The organism is Pantoea sp. E2023-21, assembly GCF_051302795.1.
GTDB classification, from domain to species: domain Bacteria; phylum Pseudomonadota; class Gammaproteobacteria; order Enterobacterales; family Enterobacteriaceae; genus Pantoea; species Pantoea ludwigii_A.
In genome coordinates this window covers 110044-132583 of the sequence record NZ_CP195346.1, presented here as the reverse complement: position 1 = coordinate 132583, position 22540 = coordinate 110044, and the positions used below count along the sequence as shown (strand labels likewise).

General features: G+C 47.2%; 16 protein-coding genes. 5 read left to right on the top strand and 11 right to left on the bottom strand.

Annotation, left to right across the window (positions count from 1 at the left end; translation table 11 throughout):
* Positions 1-118 precede the first annotated feature (118 nt).
* The gene (locus tag ACRQ84_RS23385; protein WP_483818574.1) at positions 119-892 is read right to left on the bottom strand and encodes a nucleotidyltransferase domain-containing protein; all 774 of its coding nucleotides are present in this window, start codon (positions 890-892) and stop codon (positions 119-121) included.
* A gap of 466 nt (positions 893-1358) precedes the next feature.
* Complete coding sequence (locus tag ACRQ84_RS23380; RefSeq protein ID WP_483818573.1) at positions 1359-2387, bottom strand: tyrosine-type recombinase/integrase; 1029 nt, start codon at positions 2385-2387, stop codon at positions 1359-1361.
* Positions 2388-2988: 601 nt separating this feature from the next.
* On the opposite strand from ACRQ84_RS23380, the gene ACRQ84_RS23375 reads away from it, so the two are divergent.
* The gene (locus ACRQ84_RS23375; protein ID WP_483818572.1) at positions 2989-5286 is read left to right on the top strand and encodes a diguanylate cyclase; all 2298 of its coding nucleotides are present in this window, start codon (positions 2989-2991) and stop codon (positions 5284-5286) included.
* Between the two features lie 757 nt (positions 5287-6043).
* On the opposite strand, the gene ACRQ84_RS23370 is transcribed toward ACRQ84_RS23375, so the two are convergent.
* Positions 6044-6415, bottom strand: coding sequence for a helix-turn-helix domain-containing protein (locus tag ACRQ84_RS23370; protein WP_483818571.1), 372 nt, complete (start codon positions 6413-6415; stop codon positions 6044-6046).
* A gap of 749 nt (positions 6416-7164) precedes the next feature.
* Here ACRQ84_RS23370 and ACRQ84_RS23365 point away from each other — a divergent pair.
* A complete protein-coding gene (locus ACRQ84_RS23365) occupies positions 7165-8685 on the top strand; it encodes a recombinase family protein (RefSeq protein ID WP_483818570.1) in 1521 nt (506 codons plus the stop codon).
* Positions 8686-9133: 448 nt separating this feature from the next.
* Positions 9134-9343, top strand: coding sequence for a YdgH/BhsA/McbA family protein (locus tag ACRQ84_RS23360; protein WP_483818569.1), 210 nt, complete (start codon positions 9134-9136; stop codon positions 9341-9343).
* A gap of 162 nt (positions 9344-9505) precedes the next feature.
* On the opposite strand, the gene ACRQ84_RS23355 is transcribed toward ACRQ84_RS23360, so the two are convergent.
* The 5 genes from ACRQ84_RS23355 to ACRQ84_RS23335 form a co-directional block, all read right to left on the bottom strand.
* Complete coding sequence (locus ACRQ84_RS23355) at positions 9506-10513, bottom strand: alpha/beta hydrolase (RefSeq protein WP_483818665.1); 1008 nt, start codon at positions 10511-10513, stop codon at positions 9506-9508.
* A gap of 151 nt (positions 10514-10664) precedes the next feature.
* Complete coding sequence (locus tag ACRQ84_RS23350; protein ID WP_483818568.1) at positions 10665-11249, bottom strand: helix-turn-helix domain-containing protein; 585 nt, start codon at positions 11247-11249, stop codon at positions 10665-10667.
* A 125-nt stretch (positions 11250-11374) separates the two neighbouring features.
* Positions 11375-11923 (bottom strand): NADPH-dependent FMN reductase, encoded by a 549-nt coding sequence (locus ACRQ84_RS23345; RefSeq protein WP_483818567.1) that lies wholly within the window; start codon positions 11921-11923, stop codon positions 11375-11377.
* 37 nt (positions 11924-11960) lie between these two features.
* Positions 11961-13082: a porin OmpC gene (ompC, locus tag ACRQ84_RS23340; RefSeq protein ID WP_483818566.1), complete on the bottom strand. Its 1122-nt coding sequence runs from the start codon at positions 13080-13082 to the stop codon at positions 11961-11963.
* Positions 13083-13335: 253 nt separating this feature from the next.
* Positions 13336-13797: a helix-turn-helix domain-containing protein gene (locus tag ACRQ84_RS23335; RefSeq protein ID WP_483818565.1), complete on the bottom strand. Its 462-nt coding sequence runs from the start codon at positions 13795-13797 to the stop codon at positions 13336-13338.
* 489 nt (positions 13798-14286) lie between these two features.
* Between ACRQ84_RS23335 and ACRQ84_RS23330 the strand changes: the two genes are divergently transcribed.
* Positions 14287-14496: a YdgH/BhsA/McbA family protein gene (locus tag ACRQ84_RS23330; protein WP_483818564.1), complete on the top strand. Its 210-nt coding sequence runs from the start codon at positions 14287-14289 to the stop codon at positions 14494-14496.
* Between the two features lie 293 nt (positions 14497-14789).
* On the opposite strand, the gene ACRQ84_RS23325 is transcribed toward ACRQ84_RS23330, so the two are convergent.
* Positions 14790-14924 carry an ion channel gene (locus ACRQ84_RS23325; protein ID WP_483818563.1) on the bottom strand — a complete coding sequence of 45 codons (135 nt, stop codon included), beginning with the start codon at positions 14922-14924 and terminating at the stop codon, positions 14790-14792.
* Positions 14925-15886: 962 nt separating this feature from the next.
* Between ACRQ84_RS23325 and ACRQ84_RS23320 the strand changes: the two genes are divergently transcribed.
* Positions 15887-16501, top strand: a complete 615-nt coding sequence (locus ACRQ84_RS23320) for a response regulator transcription factor (protein WP_483818562.1) — start codon at positions 15887-15889, stop codon at positions 16499-16501.
* Positions 16502-16581: 80 nt separating this feature from the next.
* On the opposite strand, the gene ACRQ84_RS23315 is transcribed toward ACRQ84_RS23320, so the two are convergent.
* Both ACRQ84_RS23315 and ACRQ84_RS23310 read right to left on the bottom strand, forming a co-directional pair.
* Positions 16582-22137: an ATP-binding protein gene (locus ACRQ84_RS23315; RefSeq protein WP_483818561.1), complete on the bottom strand. Its 5556-nt coding sequence runs from the start codon at positions 22135-22137 to the stop codon at positions 16582-16584.
* Positions 22134-22520 (bottom strand): response regulator transcription factor, encoded by a 387-nt coding sequence (locus tag ACRQ84_RS23310; protein WP_483818560.1) that lies wholly within the window; start codon positions 22518-22520, stop codon positions 22134-22136. Before ACRQ84_RS23310 ends, ACRQ84_RS23315 begins: the two co-directional genes overlap by 4 nt.
* Between the last annotated feature and the right edge of the window lie 20 nt (positions 22521-22540).

The following is a 22540-nucleotide window of genomic DNA, read 5'->3' as shown; positions in this document are numbered from 1 at the left end:
GTTCCATCGTGCATTGTCGCTGTTGTTTGCTGACTCATAAGCCTGGGCTCTTGATCCGGAATATCTTCCGCTGCTGAAAGAAAGGTGTCTTCTGAAGCCTCCGCCGGCTCATTCGCGATTATCGGTTACGCGTGCTGAACTCGGCATTCAACCAGTAGGAAAATGTTGAGACTCTGCCGGCAAAAGTCATAATGTCGCCGCGCGGGCGGTGGCTGATGCTGAGCAGGTAATCCATTTCTTCCGCGAGGGCCGGATACCGACTGTTAAATTTTTCACGATGCTCCTCCAGCGTTGACGGCCAGTCCGTATCGCTTTCATCCCTCAGGATGTTTGTCGACCGGATAGCCTTGCGAGCTGCCGTCCGCTGGAGCGCATGCCGTTGTGAAGGCTCAAGGGAGGGCTTCATCCGTGAAATATAGCCGTTCAGCACAGTATAAAAATCACCGTTAAGGGCAATCGCGATACTCCTTGAGGGTTTGAAAGGTTTAAAGTGATCCCGCAGATCTTCGCCATAAATGCAGATACAGTGATGTTTCAGCCAGTAGCCCCATCGCTCTGCATTAGCAGGCAGCATAACGGTATCCAGAACGCCAGGGTCGATATCTATCTTACTGATGACCGGATAACGCTGCTCAAGGCCGGACATGATTGCCGTAAGTTCGCTGGTCGCGAGGTCATCCGGCTCACGGCTGTATATCACCGTGAGGTCGAGATCAGAAACCGACTCCTTTGCTCTGCCTTCAGCCAGGCTGCCATATACATAAACGCTGTGGATCAGGTCTGACATCGCGGCCCCCAGTTTATGCCCTAGGTCAGCTATCAGGGGCGAAAAAGCCGGCTGAAAGCCGGTGAAGGCAGGCAGCGGGATAAATCCGTTTTTATCGATGGCCATTTATTTTCCTTCGCATCATGCATGATTTCATCAGGTTAATTCAGGCAGCCACACAAAACACCTATGTCTGCAGCAGCATGGGCATTCCTCCGCTCAGATGCTCCACGGTCAGACCCCGCACAGATATCAGGAACCTGCGTCATGAAAAAGTACCGTTCTCGCCGCAGATATTGATCAAAAGCCAGAGCAAATCATAAGCCAGCTTACTGACATGCCAACAGCAGGTGTGCTGTGAATGGATGACCGTCATTCACAACTCACTTAAGTTAATTACTTAATTTTCTGACTAAACACCGCCAGCAGTAGCGGGGTAAGCACGGTGGAGCATGAGTCCGGAAAGGGCCCGGCGGAGCAGGGAGCCGGCCTCAGGCCACAATATTTTTAGTAAGCAATCTGCACTTAAAATCCCCTTCAGCGGGAGGTAGCCATACCTGGGAATTTTTTAAAAGGCGCGCAGCAGGCCAGACTAATCCTCATCTTCCATTAGCGCGACCATGGCCCCTTTATGCGCCTCGACCATGCGGATATACCGCATCACTGTATGGGTCTGCGTCCAGGTGCCTTCCTGCATGATCTGCGCGATGGATACGCCTTTTCTGGCCATATCCTGCGCGGCACCGACGCGCGCGCTGTGGCCACTCCAGCTCGCGTAACGCCCCTTATTGGTTTCAGGGCGTGAAGTCTGGCCAGCATGCCGCCTTGCCCGGTGCCAGATATCTTCCAGACTTGGCGCACTCATGGGCGCAGTCGGGACGCCGGTCACCTTATTTGACCGGTGAACGGGGCAGAACAGGACGGCATCAGGCTCGTTTGCCATGCCCGCCGCGCGGATCCACTCCATCAGCCGCTCTGATGAGCGCGCGCTCAGCGCCTTGACGATGCCGCCCGACTGAAGGATGGTTTTGGTCCAGCCCACGTCGAGAATAACGCGGCCGTCAGCCGCGCGCGTAACGTCCCGCACCCGCAGGCGTGACAGCTCGCTCATTCGCAGCAGGGTGCCATACGCCACGTGGACGAAAGCCAGATCCCGCAGGTGCTGCAGGCGGGGCGAATGCTGCCATAGCACGTCCAGATGGTCGAGATCCGGACGGCAGAAGGGCACGGCCTGTCCCGTACGCTCGCCGGACATGATAGCAGTGCGGTTAATTTTCTTCCTGGCCCGCACCACGTCGGGCGATACCGTCGGCGGGACCAGACCCGCATTACGGTGTAACATTGCAACCAGCGCGGCGTGCACCGAAACGGTTGACGTTGACCGGCCGGCGGCCTGCAGGTGAAAGAGGTAATCCTGCAGATCATCCGGGGACATGGGCAGAAACGAGCGCCGGTTTTCCTGCGACCAGCGCCAGCAGATCCGCATGACGCTCAGCAGCTGCCGCCACGTGTTGGGCGAAAACGCCTCGCGGTGGCGGACGAAAGCCGACAGCCTTGCGGTCAGGTCATCATCCGACGCCGTCCGGGGGATGAGCCCGGTAAAAACGGAGAGATCGTTCATCCTGTACAGTTTTCCCCCATGTACGCTCTGGCGACGCTACGTGAATTCTGAGGAAACAGCAGGGTGGTTACCCGCCAGATTTTACGTAGCGCTGCCGGTTTTTCAGCCGCCTTCAAATTCGGAAGCCGTCGGTATAAACGGCAGCAATAGTCAGGATCCGACCCGGATCCGCATGATACAGGGTTTCCGGAGCCCTGTCTGGCCTTATATAAAGATAATTATATAAGGTTAGAGGTATGAGCGAGCGTTCGATTTGGAGGACAGGTATCGAGCCGTGAAGGTTCGTATAACTCCCATTATATGAAGTTAGATTAATGTATGATTTACAATCAATATTTCGGGATGAAACATCAAACCCTAGTAGGTAAATACGGTATAAACACAAATATATAAGATTAAATGTCACAAATCTTGTTATGAAGTAGATAGAGTCAGCAAGAAAATCAAGGTTTTTAAAGCTACCAATATGTGGAGTTGCCATCCTCAACTAGCACCTTTAAAATGGTTACACAGTAGTCAACTCCAGTAACTGACATTTAAAAAACGATTTTTAGACGGAAAATTAATTTAAATATTATTATTTTAATTCAAAGGAAGATACATGAAATTGGACAGGCTTAGAACTCTTAATGAAGAGTTAAAAAATGAAATTTTTTTAAAGGAATACACATTATCTATTTGCTACTTTAACAAAGATAGCTGGCAGTATCTTGATTCAGAAAATGAATTAAGTGAAGACATAGCTCTTAAAATTGAAGAAACCATAAAAAGAGAAGATGAAATAATTGATGTGAAAGGGCTAATTATATATTCATGCCATAGCGTTGACTGCATTATTACTTTAAGCAGAAAGCCAAGGGGAAAGAAAATTGCTCTTGATAATATCAAGTCTTTAGTGAAAAAGATTGAGAGCAGGGCACTTAATGCTTATAGTGTAACTTATAATCCCATGACACAACTTCTTGCCAAAGAAGCTTTTAAACAAAAATTAAGTAATAAACTCACAAATAATTATAATGAAGAAAAAAATATAAGTGAAGCCAACCCTGAAAACGTTCATGAAGTAAGTCAAATCAAGGTGGAATCTGAGATATTGGCAGTACTTGCTCTTGATATAGATCATTTCAAGCAAATTAATGATACCTATGGTCACATTTACGGTGACCAAGTATTGAAGACATTTGCTTCCAGATTACAAAAAACAGCAAATTCTTTAACTTCTTATGAAAATATTGAAGTACATTTATCTCACCCTTCTGGGGAAGAGTTTTGGATATTGATTTGCGGCATTACAAGCAAAGACCAAGTTGTAGAGTGGGCAAATAAATTTAGAACTGATATCTGTAACACCCCCCTGCCGACTGATATTGAATGGCGAAGTTTATGCAGTGAAGAAAACCTTGCAAAAATATCACTTCCCCTAATACATGAGCGTAACGTTTCCGCCAGTATTGGTTTGTATTTCCATGATACTATGAATTTATTAATTGATAGTGTAACTGAAATTCTTGAAAACGCTGACACTGCGTTATATCGAGCGAAAGCCTCAGGGAGAAATAAAGTAATCCCTTTTGAAGATATACTTAACAAGTACGGCCAAGTATTAGAACATGATGTAAACAATAATATTATAGCATTGGACATCGGAAAAAATGTAGGGGTTTCGAGAGGACAAGAATTTAAAGTTTTTTCACCTAATTATACTGGAGAAAAGAATTTCATCATTAATGATGGAAGAACAAAGCGTGTAATTGGCAATTACCCAAGAATAGAATTGACGACAATCACCGTTTTTGAAGTTCAGCCTGAACTTTCCTTTGCATTCCTAAATGACGTTACTAAAGATTATAAAATTGAGGTGGGGTCTTTCATAGAAGCTATCCCCACAGGAAGTATTGGCCATTTATTAACTAATTCTTCAAGGCATTTGAATAGTCTGCCGGGCCAATCTTCAATATTTAGCTTGAACGAGTTAACTAACTTTATAAATAGTGAGGTTGAGAATGAAAACTTTATGTTCTCAATTTTTTTCAGATTTTCTGCTGCAGAAGATTATCTAAAAAATTATGGAAGTGCTTCACTCAATGAAGCACTTGCAAAGCTTTATGGTGAATTAAGGTCAGAATATCAAACGTCCTCACGCTTTAGTATAATTGATTCCAGTGCCATATGTGTTATAGGGAATGAGCAGGATTTTAACAAAAAAGTACTTAATGAATTAATCGAAAAACTACAAAAAGAATTTTCAGAATTGGGATTGAAAGTTGGGGTGTATGTTAAATCAGAGTTAAAAATTGATGATAATACCATTGATGAAAACGTCGCCCCATCAAATGCAATCGAGCTCTCGCGATACGCTGCATCCGATTATGCTACAGTTGACAAGTCTGGACCAGTTTATTTTAATCACAAGACTGCAATTAGAATTACTCACGTGCAATATGACCAAAACAAATTTACACAAGCCTTTAACGACATTGAAAGATTTAAAAAAATTGGCATCGAAAATGCTCAGCTATTTAACTTGGCGGGCGTGATTAGCTCTTCTAAAAACAATATCATTTCTGCAATATCATTTTTTGAAAAATCAATTGAAATGAATAACTCAGGTTACATTTACAAATTAAACCTTTGCTCTTCATTATTTAGTCTTAAAGATTATGACCGGGCACTAAATTTAATGAATGAGGTGTCTGACAAAGATCTTGATGAAAATAAAAATGAGTACCCAATCGGTTTCTTTACTTATACCAGACTGTTAGCTAAAGCAAAAAAATCAAACCTTCCGGGTTTTGACGAAAAGCGATTCAAATTTATGGCCAACCATGTTTTATCCCTAAACAATACGAATAAAAAATTCGCGCTCGATGAGATAAAAGAGGCATTAGATATGTGTTAATAATAATTTTACTATATTTTATTCAATCCTTAAACGGATAATTATAGGTTTTGCATTACAGTGAAAAGTATTGCAAAACTTTAATAGCTTGAAATCAACAAATTATAATGGCTAATTCCATATCTATGAAGCCGACCGACTGGGTGCCAGACACCTCGAAAATGCTGTGGTTTATTAAAATGAAGTTGGAGACGACGGGCAAATAAACGGCTTTTGGTGTAAAAAGCCCGTTGCAGGAGTTATTATCTCACCGCAAATTTCTTGTACTAATAGCGTACGGAATCTAATCTACAAACTGTACTTGATGCTCACATCCGATAAGCATCTGAACGACGGTATTGCCATCTTTTCAGGTCAGCTAGAACATTCTATGATGGGGCATACGGGGATTAGCATGAATGTGATGATGTCAGAGTATGTATGGCCGGGTCAGGAGCCACCGAGCTGCTTGTTTATCTGAATATACGTGATGAGGATTTCCGCACAGACTTCCCCAGTAATAAAAAAAAAGAGATGTAGTGATTCATCTAGACTAAATGTAACACTTCAGCCTCTATTATAAGCGCCTCTGAAGCGTGAGCTAAAAAATAGCTTGCAAAAAGTGAATGCAGTAAATTAACATAATTATGTTTTAGCGCACCTTTATAAGCTACTGATCTTATTCTATAATTAATGTTATGTGTGCTTAGGCATAGTAGCAAAGTCGTTATTTCAGCTCGCTTTTAACGCCTGCAGATGGCGCGGGTACCATATTACCTCATTCATCTGTTAACTGCGCTGGCACACAACCGTACAACGCGGCCAGCTTTACAATAGTAGAAAAGTGAGGTTTTGACCCTCTTTCGATCGCCGAAACAGTAGCCTGTGTAATACCCATCGCCTCAGCAACCTGTAACTGAGTTAGATTGCGGTAAAGACGCCACGCAGCACGAAGTGTGACGCCTTTTTCAATTGAGATGTTCATTACTATGCCAGGAACCCTCGATTCCTCATTAAGACCTTCCGGGTGAGGGACTGAATCCCATAGTTCAGGAAGCCAGTTGTCGCTGATGAGTTTTTCGAATAATTCAATGGGTACGATTGCCGCTTTACGTTTACCGGAGCTGTCAGTAATAAATTCAATTTTCATGTATAAATTCCAATTAATTCTGCAGGCGAGTTCAAGATATGTATATTTATCCACAAAATGCGCTGGCTCAGCAATAAATTCTCAGTTTCACGGAATTATTCAGACTTATCGACTATAATACCTCAAAAACCTCATCCAGGCTGGTATTACTATGCAGTCTAAGATATCAACCACTCCAATCCATCTTCGCCCTAGCTGGCCGGGCTCATCATCTCAATAAGTCCGCTACTGTACCTGTGCCGCTAACAGTGAATTATCGGTCTTTAGGATGGCCAGTATGGCATGCGGAAAAAGTTACTTAAGTATTTCGACGCCGGTAAACAGACGTAACAATATCTCATCAACTATTAAAATGTCTCAAATAAGAAAATAGTACAGTTATTTTCCGTTATCCTTTGCCACCTTATCGCTGATAATGTTGTCTGCCTAATACAAGGCATCAGCAACAACTTCATGAGGCTGATACTCTCCTGAAGCAACATTCAGGATATTTCTGTTAAGTATGCTCTTACCCGCCGGGAGCCAATTGACGTTTTAAAATCTACTCGTAACTCAGCTATGACCTAAGTCTAATGCGTAACTATGGCCGCTATAGGACTGAAAAAATCCAGAAATTGAACTCACCAGGCATTTCCGGCCTAACGTTTTGCTATATTTCTTCCGATGACCTTATGCGTATCTCAACGCAACAGAACGGCAATCTTGCATGCAGATGCCCTCTCATATTAATGCTCGCTGTGGAGATCGTTATGAAAAGGGCGATTGCCTATCTACGTTTTTCCTCACTGTCACAGCTTCAGGGCGACTCCGTCCGCAGGCAGAAAAGACTAATTAATGAATGGCTTAAACAACACACTGACTACTACCTCGATCCGGTGACGTTTGAGGACCTCGGCCTCAGTGCCTGGCGCGGTGAGCATGCTGCCCGGGGAGCCTTTTCCGCGTTCATGGAGGCAGTGCAGCGTAACCTCATAGAAAGCGGCAGCGTGCTGCTTATCGAAAGCCTGGACAGGTTGTCGCGCGAAAAAATCGGCGATGCAACCGGTCGGCTACACGCAATTCTCAAGGCTGGGATCGATGTCGTGACCCTCAGCGACAGCACGCATTATACTCGTGATTCGCTAGACGATCCCTTTGCCATCATCAGGGCTATCCTGATCGCTCAACGTGCGAATGAAGAAAGCGAGATTAAGTCAAAGCGTATGCGCGCGGCGTGGGCTGAGAAACGCAGGGAAGCGGCGCAGAGCGGCCGCGTGATGACGACCAAATGCCCTTACTGGCTCAGGGTTAATGACGCGCGCGACGGTTTTGACGTACTGGAAGACCGGGCAGAGGTTATACGGCAGATTTTTCGCTTACGCCTGGATGGGCTGTCTTACGTAAGAATCAGTCGCGAGCTTAATGAAAGAGGCATTGAGAACCTCAAAGGCAAAGCCTCCCAGTGGCATTCTGCTTCTGTCGAGCGCCTGATTAAGAAGAAATCCGTCATCGGGGTCTTGCAGTCTTCCCGGCATCTCATCGTCTCCGGCGATAACGAAATACCCGGCTATTACCCTGTAATAATTGAGAAAGACGATTTTGAGCGCGCCCAGCTGATAAATTTTGAGCCTGAAAGCAGGAAAGACAGTAATTTCAATCCTTACCTTATAAACATATTCAGAAGCCTGATGCGCTGTAAACAGTGCGGCCACTCCATTATTCTGTCCGGCATCTCGGCGAAAGGTTACGGCCACTATGTCTGCGCCATGCGCCGGGAAAACCGCTGTCAGTCGGCCTATCTCCGCCGGGATCTAACCGATCGTTTTCTCATATCAGGCCTGTTAAAAGGAGCATCCGGTATGTTTACCCAACAGTCTGAGGCGGACCGGCTGTCGGTTATGGCATCACGAAGAGATGAGCTGTCCGGCAGGCTCCAGAACATCATTACGGCCATTGAACACGCACAGGATGTGGCCGAGCTGAGCATGCGGGCAAAAGCGCTGTCGGCTGAAATCAGGCAGCTTGAAAGAGAGATGACATTGTCAGACGGTGAGAAAAATATCAGAGCAGCAATCCCTGAAAACTGGATAAATATCGGAGAGCGCAGAGAATGGCAGCGGCTTGCCCGGAAAACGGTGCGCATTATTAAAGTGGACACGTCTGCAAAAACCTGTGATATATACCTCATTAATGGTATGAACATAATTAATTATCCGCTGGCGAGGCCGGTAGCGTGGTCTGGTATTGTGGATGCCATGGCCTGGTCAGACGAAAAAGAAATTATCCTGTGAACATCCGGTAAAATAATGTTAGTTCAACAGTCCGTCGCTAGGATTATCGCGGGTTACAGATTATTGGTGAAGGTGATGAGCTGATGGTGATTTGAGTACGCGTTTAGATACTTCATTTAACATAATAAGTATTTCGCGAACTTATGTATCTTATTGATAATAAAGTTAAATAGCATTCTGCGCACTGGGAATATTGAAGAAAAGATAACCTTGCCGCTTCGGACTACCTGCTGAGAAGTCTGATATGACGGCTTCTGGTGCCGCCGGTCATACCGATGCACGATGTGGAAAGTCCGGGATGGCAAAATCTTAGCCACCTGCTTTTATTCAAAATATTTGAACTGCAATGACAATTCTTATCGATATTCAGCAATCATTTATGAGGGTAGTATTCATTCCATCGAGGCAGAACGCCTCCAAATGAAAACTTAACTTTCAGGAAATGACCATGAAAAACATCAAAACTTTTGTTGTAGTAGCAGCGCTGGCACTTATCTCTTCTTCTAGCTTCGCCCAGACCGTGACAGCTACGGCCTCAACGCTGGACGGCGCAGAAGCACAAATTGCGGCTAAAGCTAAAATGGCTGGTTCAGGTTATAGCATCACCGAAGCCTACGCCGGCAATCAGGTACACATGACCGCGCGTCTGACCAAATAATCATGGTCGCAAAAGGAATTGCCAGAAGGGCTGCCGAGAGGTGGCCTTTTCTGGCTTTCACCTATATTGAGAAATCCCAGACCACTGGCCGCTCCCAGTGGAAAAGACCCGCTACGCGGGTCTTTTGCTTATCTAAGCGCTCGTATTAGAGACAGCTCCGGGTTACTTCAGATGTAATTTAATTTCTGAAGAAGCCTGTTGAAGCGCAGTCCTGACAGTGGGTTCCTGACTGATGGCATTAAGCAGGCCGTAATCGTGGATCATTCCGTTATAGCGGGTCACCGTTACCGGTACCCCGGCAGAATCCAGTTTTCGACCAAATGCTTCACCCTCGTCACGAAGAACGTCCAGCTCAGCGGTCTGAATGAGTGTTGGGGGCAATCCTTCCAGTTCTGCGGTTGTCGCCCGAAGCGGTGACGCCAGGATGTTGTTACGATCTGCATCTGATGTGGTGTAATTATCCCAGAACCATTTCATCATATTCTTTGTCAGGAAATGTCCCTCTGCAAACTGCTGGTAAGATGCATCAGAAAAATCAGCGTCGGTAACAGGCCACAGCATAACGTTATAACGAATAGCTGGCGTGTGATTATGCAGAGCCTGTAATGCAACTGATGCAACCATGTTGCCCCCTACGCTGTTCCCCACCAGCGCCAGACGTGAACCATCAATGCCGATTTCGCTACCGTGTTCTGCAACCCATTTTGTGGCTTCATAAGCCTGAGTCACAGCGACCGGGAAATGCGCTTCAGGTGACGGCGTATAGTTGACAAAGACCGCCGCAGCTCCTGATTCATTGACAAGGTCTCGGACCAGACGCTCGTGTGTCTGGTAGTCACCCAATACCCAGCCACCACCATGGAAGAACATGAATACCGGCAGAGTTCCCGAAGCATTCTCCGGTTTAACTACCGTCAGCGTCAGCGGCTTGCCAAGTACGTTGATCACTTTTTCAGAGACGTCCGCAGGAGGCAGTGTTACGCCCTTCTGCGCACCAATAAGCACCGCGCGAGCCGCGGCGGGAGTAAGTTGTTCAATTGGTTTACCCCCGCCGCTGTTGAGGGCCTTCAGGAAGGCACTGACCCCTGCCGTTGGTTCAGGTGAGTTATCTGGTACGGCAGCGAAGGCTGCGCTCATTTGTGCAGCGAGAAGAACCGCAACAGCTTTCATTTTAACGTTCATATTTATCCCTGTTAAATAAAGAGTAAGTATTGCCCCATTTGCGGCCATGCTCATTTATCATAACTGGCCGCAAATAATGCATTACTTCATGTCCGGAGGATTTAGTTCGGGCAATATAAAAATTCAATAAGTCATGTCATCAGCTTTTTAAGCGTGGATTAATCAGACTTTCAATCATTTCAATCCATTGATTTTCTTCATCTCTGAATTTTCTTCTTATGACTGCTGGTGTAAAGCCTGTAATGCCTTTTATGGTGCGCGTAAAAGAGGCCTGACAATTGAACCCGTTCTCAACAGCTACGTCGAGGATGCGTTTATTCGTTCTTATGAGGATAAAAGTTGTGTTGATGACGCGACGAATACGAACGTACTCATAAACGTTGAGTCCCGTTAATTGCAGAAACTTTCGCTGGAAATGCCATACGGAATAGCCACTTTTGTCAGATATTCTTTCCACTGAAAGGTTTTGATCCAGATGAGACTCTATCCATTGAATCATTTCCTGTATGACTGAAAATACGACACCATCTCGCAAACCTTGCTGGGATGAGGCGCCGCCGGTAATAAGAATATCTTTCCCGTCAGACTGCTGTGAGGGTATCAATACATTCAGGGTAATTTTGTTATTGATCAGGCTAACCCTGACTTCCGGTCTTAACATGGAACTACACTGACGATAAACCAGAGGTTTTACTGCCGATGGACCCGCTGCAGTCTGTAACATAGTGGTACCTGTCTGAGAGTGACGCGTTCAGCACGGCCGCAGGTTCTGGCCTGTGTTAATAATCAGCCTGATGCGCGTATTAATAATGCGGGGATGGAAGCAGCCCCGCGCGACCTGATTAACGATTATTTTCTTGCAAAGTCTCTGAACGCCGTCAGCTGGCGCGACAGAAACTGGCGGGTTGATTCATCGGTCAGGATGCCGTCTGTCACCTTGCCACTCACCTCGCCAATGATGGCTTCGGGTTTGTTCAGCAGACGCGCATCGAAATAACCGAGGATCTGACGCAAATGGATCTGCGCGCGAACGCCGCCCAGCTTGCCCGGCGAGGCGGACTGAATCAGCACCGGCTTTCCGGCGATGGGCTGCGGTGAAACACGTGAGAGCCAGTCGAGGGCATTCTTCAGTACGCCCGGAATGGAGTGATTGTATTCCGGTGTGATAATGATGAGGCCGTCAGCACTGATTATGCTTTCAGCCATCGCAATGACTTCAGCCGGAAAACCCTCTGCTTCCGTATCCGTACTGTAATGCGGGAAAAGGCCTGGTGACCCCAGATGTTCAAAGACAACACCTTCCGGTGCCAGCTCTGGCAGCGCGTTAGCAATTGCCGCATTGAATGAACCCGCGCGCAGGCTGCAGGTGAGTGTGACAAATTTCAGAGTTTGGTTCATGATTTCCTCAGATTTATGCGGTTAAACGACGGCTTAATCAGAACTGGTACACAAGGCCGACGGCCATGATGTCATCCGTTGATACGCCAGCTGCTTGCGAAAAGTCGCTTTTATCAATCAGGTTAAGTTTGTAATCCACATACGCCAGCATGTTTCGGTTAAACAGATATGACCCACCAAAATCGACAAATTTCACAAAATCCTGATTACCATATGTTTTTCCGTTTCCTGCCTGGCCTAGGTCTTTAGCGCGTGCCTGGTTATAGGCAATAAAGGGCACCCACCCTGAGTCAAACGTGTATTGTGCGAACACTTCAAAAATATCTGACTGATTGGCATAGCCATATACGCCTGCACCTGAGCTGCTGCCGAAACGCGAAGCGTTATAGGCCTGGGTGTACATCACCCCCAGATAGACGTTGTTAGCATCATATTTAAGCGAGGCGGAATACGCTTCTGCCCGGTCGCCCCGCCCCATAATGCCGCTACTGCTGTTTTGCTCATTGGTTCGATCGGAGCTGGTAAAGGCTCCCACCGCTTTAAAACCATTCCCGAAGGCATATGCCACCGACATGCCGTAGCCATCGCCGTTCTGACGGAGGACATCACGGGCACCAGGTTCTCCTCCCCCTTCGTTTTTACCCTGATATTGCAGCGCGAAATCCAGTCCATTCACGAGTCCAAAGAAATCGGTGTTACGGTAGGTTGCCAAACTATTGCCACGGCGGAACATAAACTGGTCGGTGTTATAAGTCTGCGCATCGAACTCGGGTTGCATATCTGTCTGGCTCAGCGAGTCATACAGCACCCCGATGTTGCGGCCATAGTCAAACGAACCGTAGTCGCCTACCTTAATTCCGGCGAAACCCAGTCGGGTAAACATCGAGTTACTGTCACTCTCCGGCTGGTTAGCATTGAACTGACTTTGCCACTGGCCGTAGCCAATCAGAGAATCGGAAATCTGTGTCTGACCTTTAAAGCCGATACGCATATATGACTGGTCGCCATCCTGGGATTTATCTTTACTAAAGTAATGAAGTCCCGACACCAGGCCATAAAGGTCCAGTTTGTTCCCGTCTTTGTTATAAATCTCGGCAGCAGATGCTTGCCCCGTAAAAAAAACACAAGACGCCATTAGCGCCAGATAATTCGCTTTCATTAATTCCTCATCAGGATGGATTAAACATCAACCGGAGATCCGGAAATAAAACACCCCAGTGGCATTTATAATATTTATTAATTTTTAACACGCACGTACTTTTATATTTCTCACATATCAATCAGACGCAGAAACTGTCAAATACCATATGGCCGAAATAATTATGATGAAAACGAATCGCTCAAATCGATCTCAATAATTTTAAGACCAGTTCTGCGAATGCATTTTTTATGATCGGCTTTCCGGTTTTTTTCTAAATCACATGATGAGCTGCATCAAAGAAAATCCAGTCATACGCATACTGAATATCACTTGTCATCATTTTGAAGATAACTTCCCGCCCTTTACATTTTTTACGAAACGTAGTCGGCGCAACTCTGAAATGGCAGTTAAAGCTTCGGCTAAAATTTTGCTGGCTTGAAAATCCATTTTCTATGGCAATGTCGATGATTTCCTTCTCAGTAAAAGCCACCGAATAAGCTGCTCTGACAATGCGCCTGATCCGGATATAGGTCGCCAGATTTACGCCCGTCTGCTTACGGAACACTCGCTGAAAGTGCCAGTGACCGTAGCCACTGCGTTCAGTCACGCTCCTGACGCGTATTGATTCGTCAGAAAGGTTTGCTTCTATCCACGGAAGAATATCCTGGATGACGGCCCCCATAATTTTACTGCGTGCCGTTTCCATCTTCTGATTAGGGTTAACGGTTTCCATATCATTTTCCATTAAGGCCAGTTCATAAGGATATGCGCGCACATTAGTCTGGTGGGCGAGCCTGAGCGTTGTTTATAGGAAGATTATCCGGCGACCGTTCCAAATGTGGAAGTTATACAAAGGGATAGTTATACCAACAGATAGTTATACAAAGGGATAATTGCCAAACACTGTAAGGAGATAACACTCACTTCAAACGAGATTATTCTTTATAAAAATCCAATAAATCTTCATTTCTATAATTTTTGTTCTGGCAGCAGGCTTGCAGGAACTTCAGCTTAAAAATGATTTTTTTAACTGTTTTTCCGATCTTTTCATACTCCCTTTACCCTTTATCTCCCCTATGTTGAAGCAGCTGACCAGAGATGTTCAGTTTTTTTGATTTACTTCACCATAATCCAGGTATTTTCTCAGGATACCCGGTCACTTAACATGCATCACATCGAGGCGGACCGCCTTACAACCAGAAATCGTATAAAGGAAAAGACCATGAAAACCATCAAAACTTTCGTTGCTGTTACTGCACTTACTTTCGTTTCATTTTCGGGATTTGCCCAGAGCGTTACGGCAAACGGCACTACACTGGATGCAGCTGAAGCGCAGATTGCCCTTAAAGCCAAACAGTCAGGTTCCTCATACAAAATAACCAGCGCGCGTTTTACTAACGGAGCTTACATGTCAGCTGAGCTGGTCAAATGATTTCGAAGGCCGTGGGCATATTAAGTTCTGCGGCCGCCTGGAGAGGATATATCTGTGAATACACTAAAAACCTGTATCGTGCTGATCGTAATTGGCCTGTTTATGCTCGTCATGAAAAAAAGTGAAAGACCTCTCGTCTGAGTGCGGCGGGTTGCAGATGGAAAGTAGCGCCGTGCCCGCGCTCAATATGGTAGTTAATGGCTGCCAGCGTCCGCTTAGAATGCTGTTTTTAGAAACGGTTCCTATTCTTACAGACCCTGTCACCGCCTCAGTAGCCGCATACAATCTGTCTTTTAGGTGATATCGCCATATCCAAGCGTGGTGAACGTCTCCATTAAAAAACACAACGAAGACAGGGCCTGGGAGGCCGTCACGCCAGTACAGTAATATACAGCAGCAAAACCGACGATCACTGCAGCTCCGGTCATGACCAGATGACACACCTTGAGACCGTAGCTCACGTAAGCCATGCCGCAAGCGAGTACAAATAGCGGATTTTGAAAGGTAGGTTATGCCTGATATATGCCGCATATGCTGGATATTTCATTCAGAGTCTCCTTCACCGTAACTTTATGGATTAGCAGTCTTCTGAACAGATGTCTTTTGACTGTTAACATTTTTAACGATTTTACCAAACTGCACCTTGCCTCCGCTATCTGGCTGACGACGAACCCGGCTTCTGGCTCGGCGGTGAACCATACGCCGGGATTTGAACACGAAAGAACGTTTCATCATCTATTCCTGCAGAAGCCATCCCGATTGTGAATGCAGGAATAGTATTTTAATGTTGAGAAGTAGCACCGGAAAATATTTCTGCTGACGCCAAAGATTAAACTCTTCAGGAGTCATCCGCATTAAATTCTCAAAATCCAATTCATGTTTTCTGTCAATCATTTTATACTGGTTTTTAATATTTTAGAGTCATCTCTGGACTCCAGATGCTCTGACTAAACCCGCCCCCACTTCTTTATGGACACAATGCATTTTCATTTATAATGGAAGCATTCTTTATCAATGACATTTTATGTGAAGCGGTGGAATTTATTTAAATCGCTTAAACTTAAGCGAAAGATAAAAGTCTCGCCCCTAAGCTCCAATATGCTTATAAAAAATCCAGCTATCGATAAGGCTTTACAATTTCGGGGGGCGTGTAAACAAAACCCCAATCCAGACATTTTAAAAGCATTAAACGCCTCTCAGATGATACCTGTTTAAGTAACTAAAATAATCAAATTGGCCTTTCAGCCAAAATTTATCATATTTGTGACACTGGATAGCACAGAAGGATAAAGAATATAATCGTATGTAAAAAAGTACGTTTTGTAATTCATAAGCAAAGGATATATTAACGGCTTGTTAAGCTGGATCATAGAAGCCATAATGAGCTGCCATGGATAAAACTGTATATATTGTTGATGATGATGAATCTGTCATCGCTTCGCTGCAAAACCTTCTCAGTTCCGAGGGGTATGCGATTTCGGCTTTTACCTCTCCATCTGATTTTCTGAACCAAACAGATTACAAAACCCCCAGCTGCCTGATAGTGGATTTGAACATGCCCGGTTTTGATGGTTTCGCAGTTAATGTTCAACTTACAGAGCGGGGTTACGCTATTCCCACCATTTTCCTCACCGGCTTCGGCACAATCCCTATTACGGTCCAGGCCATGAAAGCCGGCGCGTTTGAATTTCTGACCAAACCGGTTATGTCCGATAAGCTGATAAACGTCATTGAGGATGCCCTTGAACTGTCAGAAAAAAGCGCCCACCTGTCTCAGGAGAAGCGGGAGATCACGGGTCGTTATCATTCACTCACACCCCGTGAAAATGAGCTTATGCAGTTTATTATCAGGGGGCTCCTCAACAAGCAGATAGCAGCTGAAATGGGTATCAGTGAGATTACGGCGAAAGTGCACAAGCGCAGGGTTATGGAAAAGATGATGGTCAGGTCTGTTTCGGAGCTTGTACGGATATCGGAAAAACTAGGGCTGCTTAGCGACAGTTAGACCCTGAAAGCCCTTATCAGCATTTCATTATTCCTGACATCCTCCCTGCATGGCCTTACGCGGCGGCGGTCAGAAATAATCTAACGCTCCAGAGGCAAAGTGAACCAGAACAGACTGCCACCTTCTTCCCGGTTTTCTGCGTTGAGCTCACCACCGTGTCGCTTAATAATTTCATGACTGATGGTCAGTCCCATCCCCATCCCTTCCGGCTTAGTGGTGTAAAAAGACTCAAAGATTTTACCGATGACCTTATCTGGCAGGCCGGTGCCATTATCCACGACATCGATACGAATCATGTCTGGCGCTGGTTGAGATGAAGCAATCCGCAGAGTGCGGGAGCCAGCGTTATCGGACATGGCCTCGATGGCGTTAATGACAAGATTAATCATGACCTGCTGAATCTGAACGCTTTCACAGAAAACCCTATCGTTCACTGCCACTAAGTCCAGATCCAGAGACACATTGCGGCGTTCTAATTCCAGTCGGGTCAGCACGATGATGTCCCGTGCAATTTGATGCAGCTTTGCCGTCGAAAATTCAGTTACCTGTTTGCGCGTCAGTGACTGAAGACCGCGAATGATATTACCAGCCCGCTGTCCTTCACGGATAATCTCATCCAGTCCATGGCTTACATTCTCCAGATTGGCAGGGGAACGTTTCAGCCAGCGTTGACTTGCTCCGGCATTTGCTACGATCGACATTAAAGGCTGATTAATTTCATGCGCGATTGACGAAGTCAGCTGTCCTACCGTGGTTGCGCGCGCTACCCGGGCAAGATCCGCTTGTGCTATTCTGACTGCGTCTTCCGCCTGACGCTGTGAGGTAATGTCGGTGAGCGTACCAAAATATTCTGCTACTTCTGGCCAGTTCTCATTGGGTTCCCCGATCCCTTCTATATAGCGGCATTCACCATTGTCACGGATGATACGAAACTCCGCCTTCATCACCTCGCCTTTAAGAGCCCAGGAGTCTATTTGCGCCTTAAGGCAGGGAAGATCGTCCGGATGCACCCTGCTTTGAAACTCGGCCATTGAGGTTGTCATTTGATGGTCGGGCAGTCCCATGATGCGCTTATACTCATCAGAGATGTACTGGATATCGGGTTGTATCAGCCAGTGCCATGTCCCGGTATGGCTGATTTTTTCACCCAGCATAAGCGAGGTCTGGCTGGCGCGAAGCTGCTTTTCGATTTTTCTACGCTGTATGTTTTCTTCGAGCAACTCCGCATATAGCCGGGCTGTTTCCAGAGACACGGCTGCCTGGGCACCGAGCATGGAAACAATCCTGGAATGCTCTGCGGTAAAGACGTCTGGCATCAGGCGATTTTCCAGATAGAGCACCCCCACCATCTGCGCCTGTCTGAACATCGGTACGCACATCACCGCAGCGCCCGATGCCACCAGATAGTTGTCCTGGCTGAACGGGCTGAATACTTCAGGTTTACCGGTGCGGATCTCCTGACCTGTACGAATTACCGCTGACAATATCGAAAGAGGGAGATCGGTTGCGGTCGGCAACTCCTGAACAATTTTGACCTTCACTCCCGATGACGTGGTAGAAGCTCTTGCCTGGATTTCAGGAATGTTACCGTCTATCAGGCGAATCAGCATACAGTGCTGTGCACCGGCCCGCTCAACGAGCATCATCATCAGAATATGGATGAGTCGGTCCAGATTGATCTCTTCCGTGAGCGCTCGCATGGCTGTCACCATACTCTGCAGGTCACTAATAACTGCACTTTGCTCAAACGGTACCGTGCTTAGCGCAGTCTGGGATGAATGACTTGCCAGCGCCGGATACTGCGCTTCAAGCTGATGCACTTTCGCCCCCGCCCCCCACCGATCCCACGCCGCAATGGCACCCTTGATATAGCTGTCACCGGCAAACGGCATGTTTCGTGCGTATACCATACGAGCAGCAAGCTCACAGGCCAGGGCGTTAATATGAGGAAACTGACCTTCGCGTGACAACGTAATGGTCTTTTCAAAATGCTCCAAGGCCTGTGCCGTATCGCCTTCAAGTCTACAAAGTTCAGCACGCAGCAGCGTCTCCTTGTCGGAGAACGTCTTGGCATTTTCGTTAGACCAGGTCACGATCCGTTCAAGGTGAGGTTGCAGCTGAAGTCGTAACTCTTCTGTCATAGTCCCCGAATTTAACGGCACCGTCAGAGAAAGCGCGCTGTAAAGATGATAATCAAGCATATGAACATGCCCGGGAATAAATGCGGTGAACTGTTCGGCATCCTTAAACCATCGGTACGCTGCGGCATATTCGCATGCGAAAAAGTGCGCCATGGCTTTATATAGGCGTGACCAGAATTGCATCAGGAACATTGGCTCAACAGCATGTTCAGGCTTCACGACTTCGAGCACGGGTGACAGAAAATTATCGCCACTGAACACTTCCCCTCGCGGCTTTCGCAGAAACAGAACATAGTCCAGTTGCATGCCGAGGATTACTTCGACATCCCGGTACTGCGCCTTTCTGACATACAGCATCCCGCGAGTAATAGAGGTGTAAACCCCATCAAGATGATCGCCACGGGCCAGATAGTTCATTATCAGATGACGCAGAGCGAGACAGGCTGATGTCCTGTCACCCGTTTCAACGCCAACATCGAATGCTGCTTTCGCTCGCTCTATTGCATAGCTCATCGGCATAGTCCATACGCTGACCTGGTCAAGCGGCAGCAGCGTGCGAGCCTTAAAGCTGACAAAATCATGTTTGTAAACCAGCTCACGAGCCAGCAAGGCGCTGGCAAACCCACGGCTGTACTCGTCGTATTGATCGCCGCACACGACGCCATACCAGGAGAGTGCCAGTGTAGAAGCGCCTGTCAGACCACGCGACATAGACAGGTGCAGCAGCCTGCACAGAATCATGAAGTGCAGACGCGGATTAATAAACGCGGCAAACGTGCTGGCGCCTGCCAGCAGATTCATCACGGCCTCAGTATTTTTACAGTTAACCAGCCCGAGAGAACGAAAGCGGGTATAAGGATTTTTGCCCACGTCCTGTTTCAGTACGATCCGGGCTTCATCACACTCTTCCTGCGTCGGGTTACGGTTCAGCTGGATGCCAAACACCGCAAGCCACGTGAGAGCCGTTTCAAGCGCTAGCTTGCTGTCTGACTGGCGCATGTGGATCTCTGCAATCAGGCAGGCCGCCTCGGCTTTATTTGCCACTTCACCGGGGGATGACTGAATACGGTCACTCAGCTCCAGCGCGGAGGAAAGATTACCGTTGAGAAATTCGCACTCCGCCTCTTCAAGAAGATACTCACTGGAGACTTCTATATCCACGCTTTCACTGAGCAACCTGACGGCCTGCAGATAACGCAGCCCTGAAACGTAATCACCACTGTTTTTTGCGCGTCTGCTGGCGCGGAGCAGCAACAGGCTGACCCCGTCATAATCGGAGGCAAGCAGGGACAAATTATTCACAGATAACATGTGGTGCGCTGCTCTGAACAGCAGCGCACTGGTCATATCCCGCGAAGATTCCTGCATGTAGTAACGTGCAGCCTCATGATGAAAAATATCCCTGTTCTCATCATCAAGGAGCTTTAAAGCTGCTTCATGAATGCTGTCATGCATGAACGCGTAGGCAGTTTCGTTCATCGTGATAAATCTGGCAGTCGCTGCAGGAAGCAATAACCGTGCGATTTCCGTAACATCTATAGAGGTCACATCGCTCAGCAAGGAAAGTTCACCTGTACTGCCCAGGGCCGCAATCTGCCCCAGCAACTTGCGGGTCGGCAAAGGGAGAGAAGACAGATTCAGTAAAACGCTGGCCGCTACGTTAGCTGTGTAGTGGCTGTTTCTGAGCGCCAGTGAATCATACGCCCATCTGAACGGGGCATTGTAGGTAATCAGTCCATCACTGACAGCCTGCCGGAAAAATTCCTGAGTGGCGAGCGGATTACCGGCGGTTTTCTCGTGAATCAGCGCCGCCAGCTCCGCTGTTGCTGCACTGCGGGTATGAAACCGACCGGCAAGCCAGGCGGAAATGCTTTTTACCGTCAACGGCTCAGGTGTTATATCAGTTATCCGCAGCGCACTTTGGCGAATGCCCTTCAGATTACCGGCTATCGTGGGACAGGGTAAGGAAACACTGTCCCGATGTGTGATAACCAGAAGAAAGGGAATATCGTCACTCAGACTCAGCAGATTCTGTAAAAGATGCAACGTGGCCTGATCTGCCCAGTGAATATCATCCAGAAGCATTACCAGTGGGCGGCCCGGGGCAGTGAAGGCCTTGATCAGACTGAATGCCACCAGATTAAAACGGTCTCTGGCATCACGGGAATGAGAGTGCGTCTGCACGGCAGCCTTCTGGTTGAGTAATATCCCCAGCTCGGGCACCAGATTCACGGCCAGCCCGGCATGCTCTCCCATCAGGCGCGAAATGTGCGTTTTCCAGCGCGCCATTTCCTGCGCAGGTAATCCCAGCACGTACAGCGCCAGTGTTCTGAAAGCAGCGGTAAAGACAGCATACGGCAGGACAGGTGAATTTTTGTCTGCCTTTACCACGGTAAGCAGTGATTTTTTATTTCGCAGTAACCTCAGCGACGAGGCTATCAGCGACGACTTTCCGGAACCCGGCACGCCACTCACTGCGACAAGTGCATGCTTACCGCTTCGGCTGACTTCATCAAACGCGGCCAGAATATCGGTAGCCTGCGGATGATCAGTGTACAACGCTTCCGTTGAATAGCTCTCGGTCTGAGTATCCTGCGTTCCGAGAGAGAACGGCTCAATAATGCCATCCTGCATCATTGTAGCGGCACAGCGGCGCAGATCAGCCAGCACACCGTCTGCCGTCTGATAGCGATATTCCGGTGATTTTTTCAGGAGCCTCAATATGATCGAAGACAGCACCACCGATACGTTTTTACGCAGTACGTGAGGAGGAGGCGCTTCGGAGGCGATGTGATGATGCACCCATTCCGCATGCCCCCCTTCCACGGTCCCATAGGGCAGTCTCCCGGTGAGCAGCTCATAGAGCACAATGCCCAGACTGTATAAATCGCTGACACGAGTGACTGGATGGGCAGAACGGGAGGTATGCTCAGGGGACATGTAGGCAAGCGTTCCCCCTGCTATCGGCAAGTGCGGCTGAATAAGCAAATCATTCTGAACGGATGACAACCCGAAACCACCGAGATGAACTGTACCGTCATCACTGAAAAAAAAGTTTGCCGGTTTAATATCGCCATGTACCAGCCCCTGTTGGTGGGCAATGCTTAGCGTTGTGCAAAGTAATGTGGCGCAGTTAAGAAACTCCGTGATGCTGCCGGGTGGCATGCAAAGCAGGTCTGCCAGCGTACGGTAATTAAATGCCCGGTAAATCAGGGCATATCTTCCCCGGTAATACGTTCGTTTAAGCGGCCTTAGCGACCAGTTGTCTGAGAGTCTGTGACGCAGTGCATATTCATTTTTCAGCAACTGCGTGACGTGAAATACCGACTCTTCATTACACGCCGTCGCCAGCACAAAGGTATCGCCGCTGCTGGCGTTACGACACAGAAACCATTCAATATTCCCTTCCTGCGCAAGCGGGCTAAAGGTAATTTCCTCAGATAAAATGATTTCATCATTATCTGTGGAGTTAAAGGTCTGCGGCGTTGTACTCATTGACGGGCTACCTTCGAGGAAAATTCCTTTCGTATGTGTTCAAACAACGTATCGATATCGATCGGCTTAGGTAAAAATGCGATGGCACCCAGATTGATGGCATACCGCAACATATTTTCATCTCCGTTTCCGGAAATGATAATACCCGGCGGGTTTTTCATCCGCCGGGTAAGATTGATGAAAAGATCAAAACCACTCATGCCCTTCAGCTGAACATCAATGATAAATAACGCGGCATTGGCCATCGCGGCTTCATCACAAAGAAGAGATTCGCCCGAATCGAACGCTTCTGTCTGATAACCTTCAGACTGGAGCAGATTGGTAAGACCATTGCGAACAGAACGTTCATCATCGACGACGACGATGCGCTGCGACAGCTGCATGCTGTTTTTCCTTAAATAAT

Bases quoted from the DNA above. Each gene is read 5' to 3' on its own strand.
- ACRQ84_RS23385 (WP_483818574.1), bottom strand. From the start codon at position 892: ATGGCCATCGATAAAAACGGATTTATCCCGCTGCCTGCCTTCACCGGC.
- ACRQ84_RS23380 (WP_483818573.1), bottom strand. From the start codon at position 2,387: ATGAACGATCTCTCCGTTTTTACCGGGCTCATCCCCCGGACGGCGTCG.
- ACRQ84_RS23375 (WP_483818572.1), top strand. From the start codon at position 2,989: ATGAAATTGGACAGGCTTAGAACTCTTAATGAAGAGTTAAAAAATGAA.
- ACRQ84_RS23370 (WP_483818571.1), bottom strand. From the start codon at position 6,415: ATGAAAATTGAATTTATTACTGACAGCTCCGGTAAACGTAAAGCGGCA.
- ACRQ84_RS23365 (WP_483818570.1), top strand. From the start codon at position 7,165: ATGAAAAGGGCGATTGCCTATCTACGTTTTTCCTCACTGTCACAGCTT.
- ACRQ84_RS23360 (WP_483818569.1), top strand. From the start codon at position 9,134: ATGAAAAACATCAAAACTTTTGTTGTAGTAGCAGCGCTGGCACTTATC.
- ACRQ84_RS23355 (WP_483818665.1), bottom strand. From the start codon at position 10,513: ATGAAAGCTGTTGCGGTTCTTCTCGCTGCACAAATGAGCGCAGCCTTC.
- ACRQ84_RS23350 (WP_483818568.1), bottom strand. From the start codon at position 11,249: ATGTTACAGACTGCAGCGGGTCCATCGGCAGTAAAACCTCTGGTTTAT.
- ACRQ84_RS23345 (WP_483818567.1), bottom strand. From the start codon at position 11,923: ATGAACCAAACTCTGAAATTTGTCACACTCACCTGCAGCCTGCGCGCG.
- ompC (WP_483818566.1), bottom strand. From the start codon at position 13,082: ATGAAAGCGAATTATCTGGCGCTAATGGCGTCTTGTGTTTTTTTTACG.
- ACRQ84_RS23335 (WP_483818565.1), bottom strand. From the start codon at position 13,797: ATGGAAACCGTTAACCCTAATCAGAAGATGGAAACGGCACGCAGTAAA.
- ACRQ84_RS23330 (WP_483818564.1), top strand. From the start codon at position 14,287: ATGAAAACCATCAAAACTTTCGTTGCTGTTACTGCACTTACTTTCGTT.
- ACRQ84_RS23325 (WP_483818563.1), bottom strand. From the start codon at position 14,924: ATGACCGGAGCTGCAGTGATCGTCGGTTTTGCTGCTGTATATTACTGT.
- ACRQ84_RS23320 (WP_483818562.1), top strand. From the start codon at position 15,887: ATGGATAAAACTGTATATATTGTTGATGATGATGAATCTGTCATCGCT.
- ACRQ84_RS23315 (WP_483818561.1), bottom strand. From the start codon at position 22,137: ATGAGTACAACGCCGCAGACCTTTAACTCCACAGATAATGATGAAATC.
- ACRQ84_RS23310 (WP_483818560.1), bottom strand. From the start codon at position 22,520: ATGCAGCTGTCGCAGCGCATCGTCGTCGTCGATGATGAACGTTCTGTT.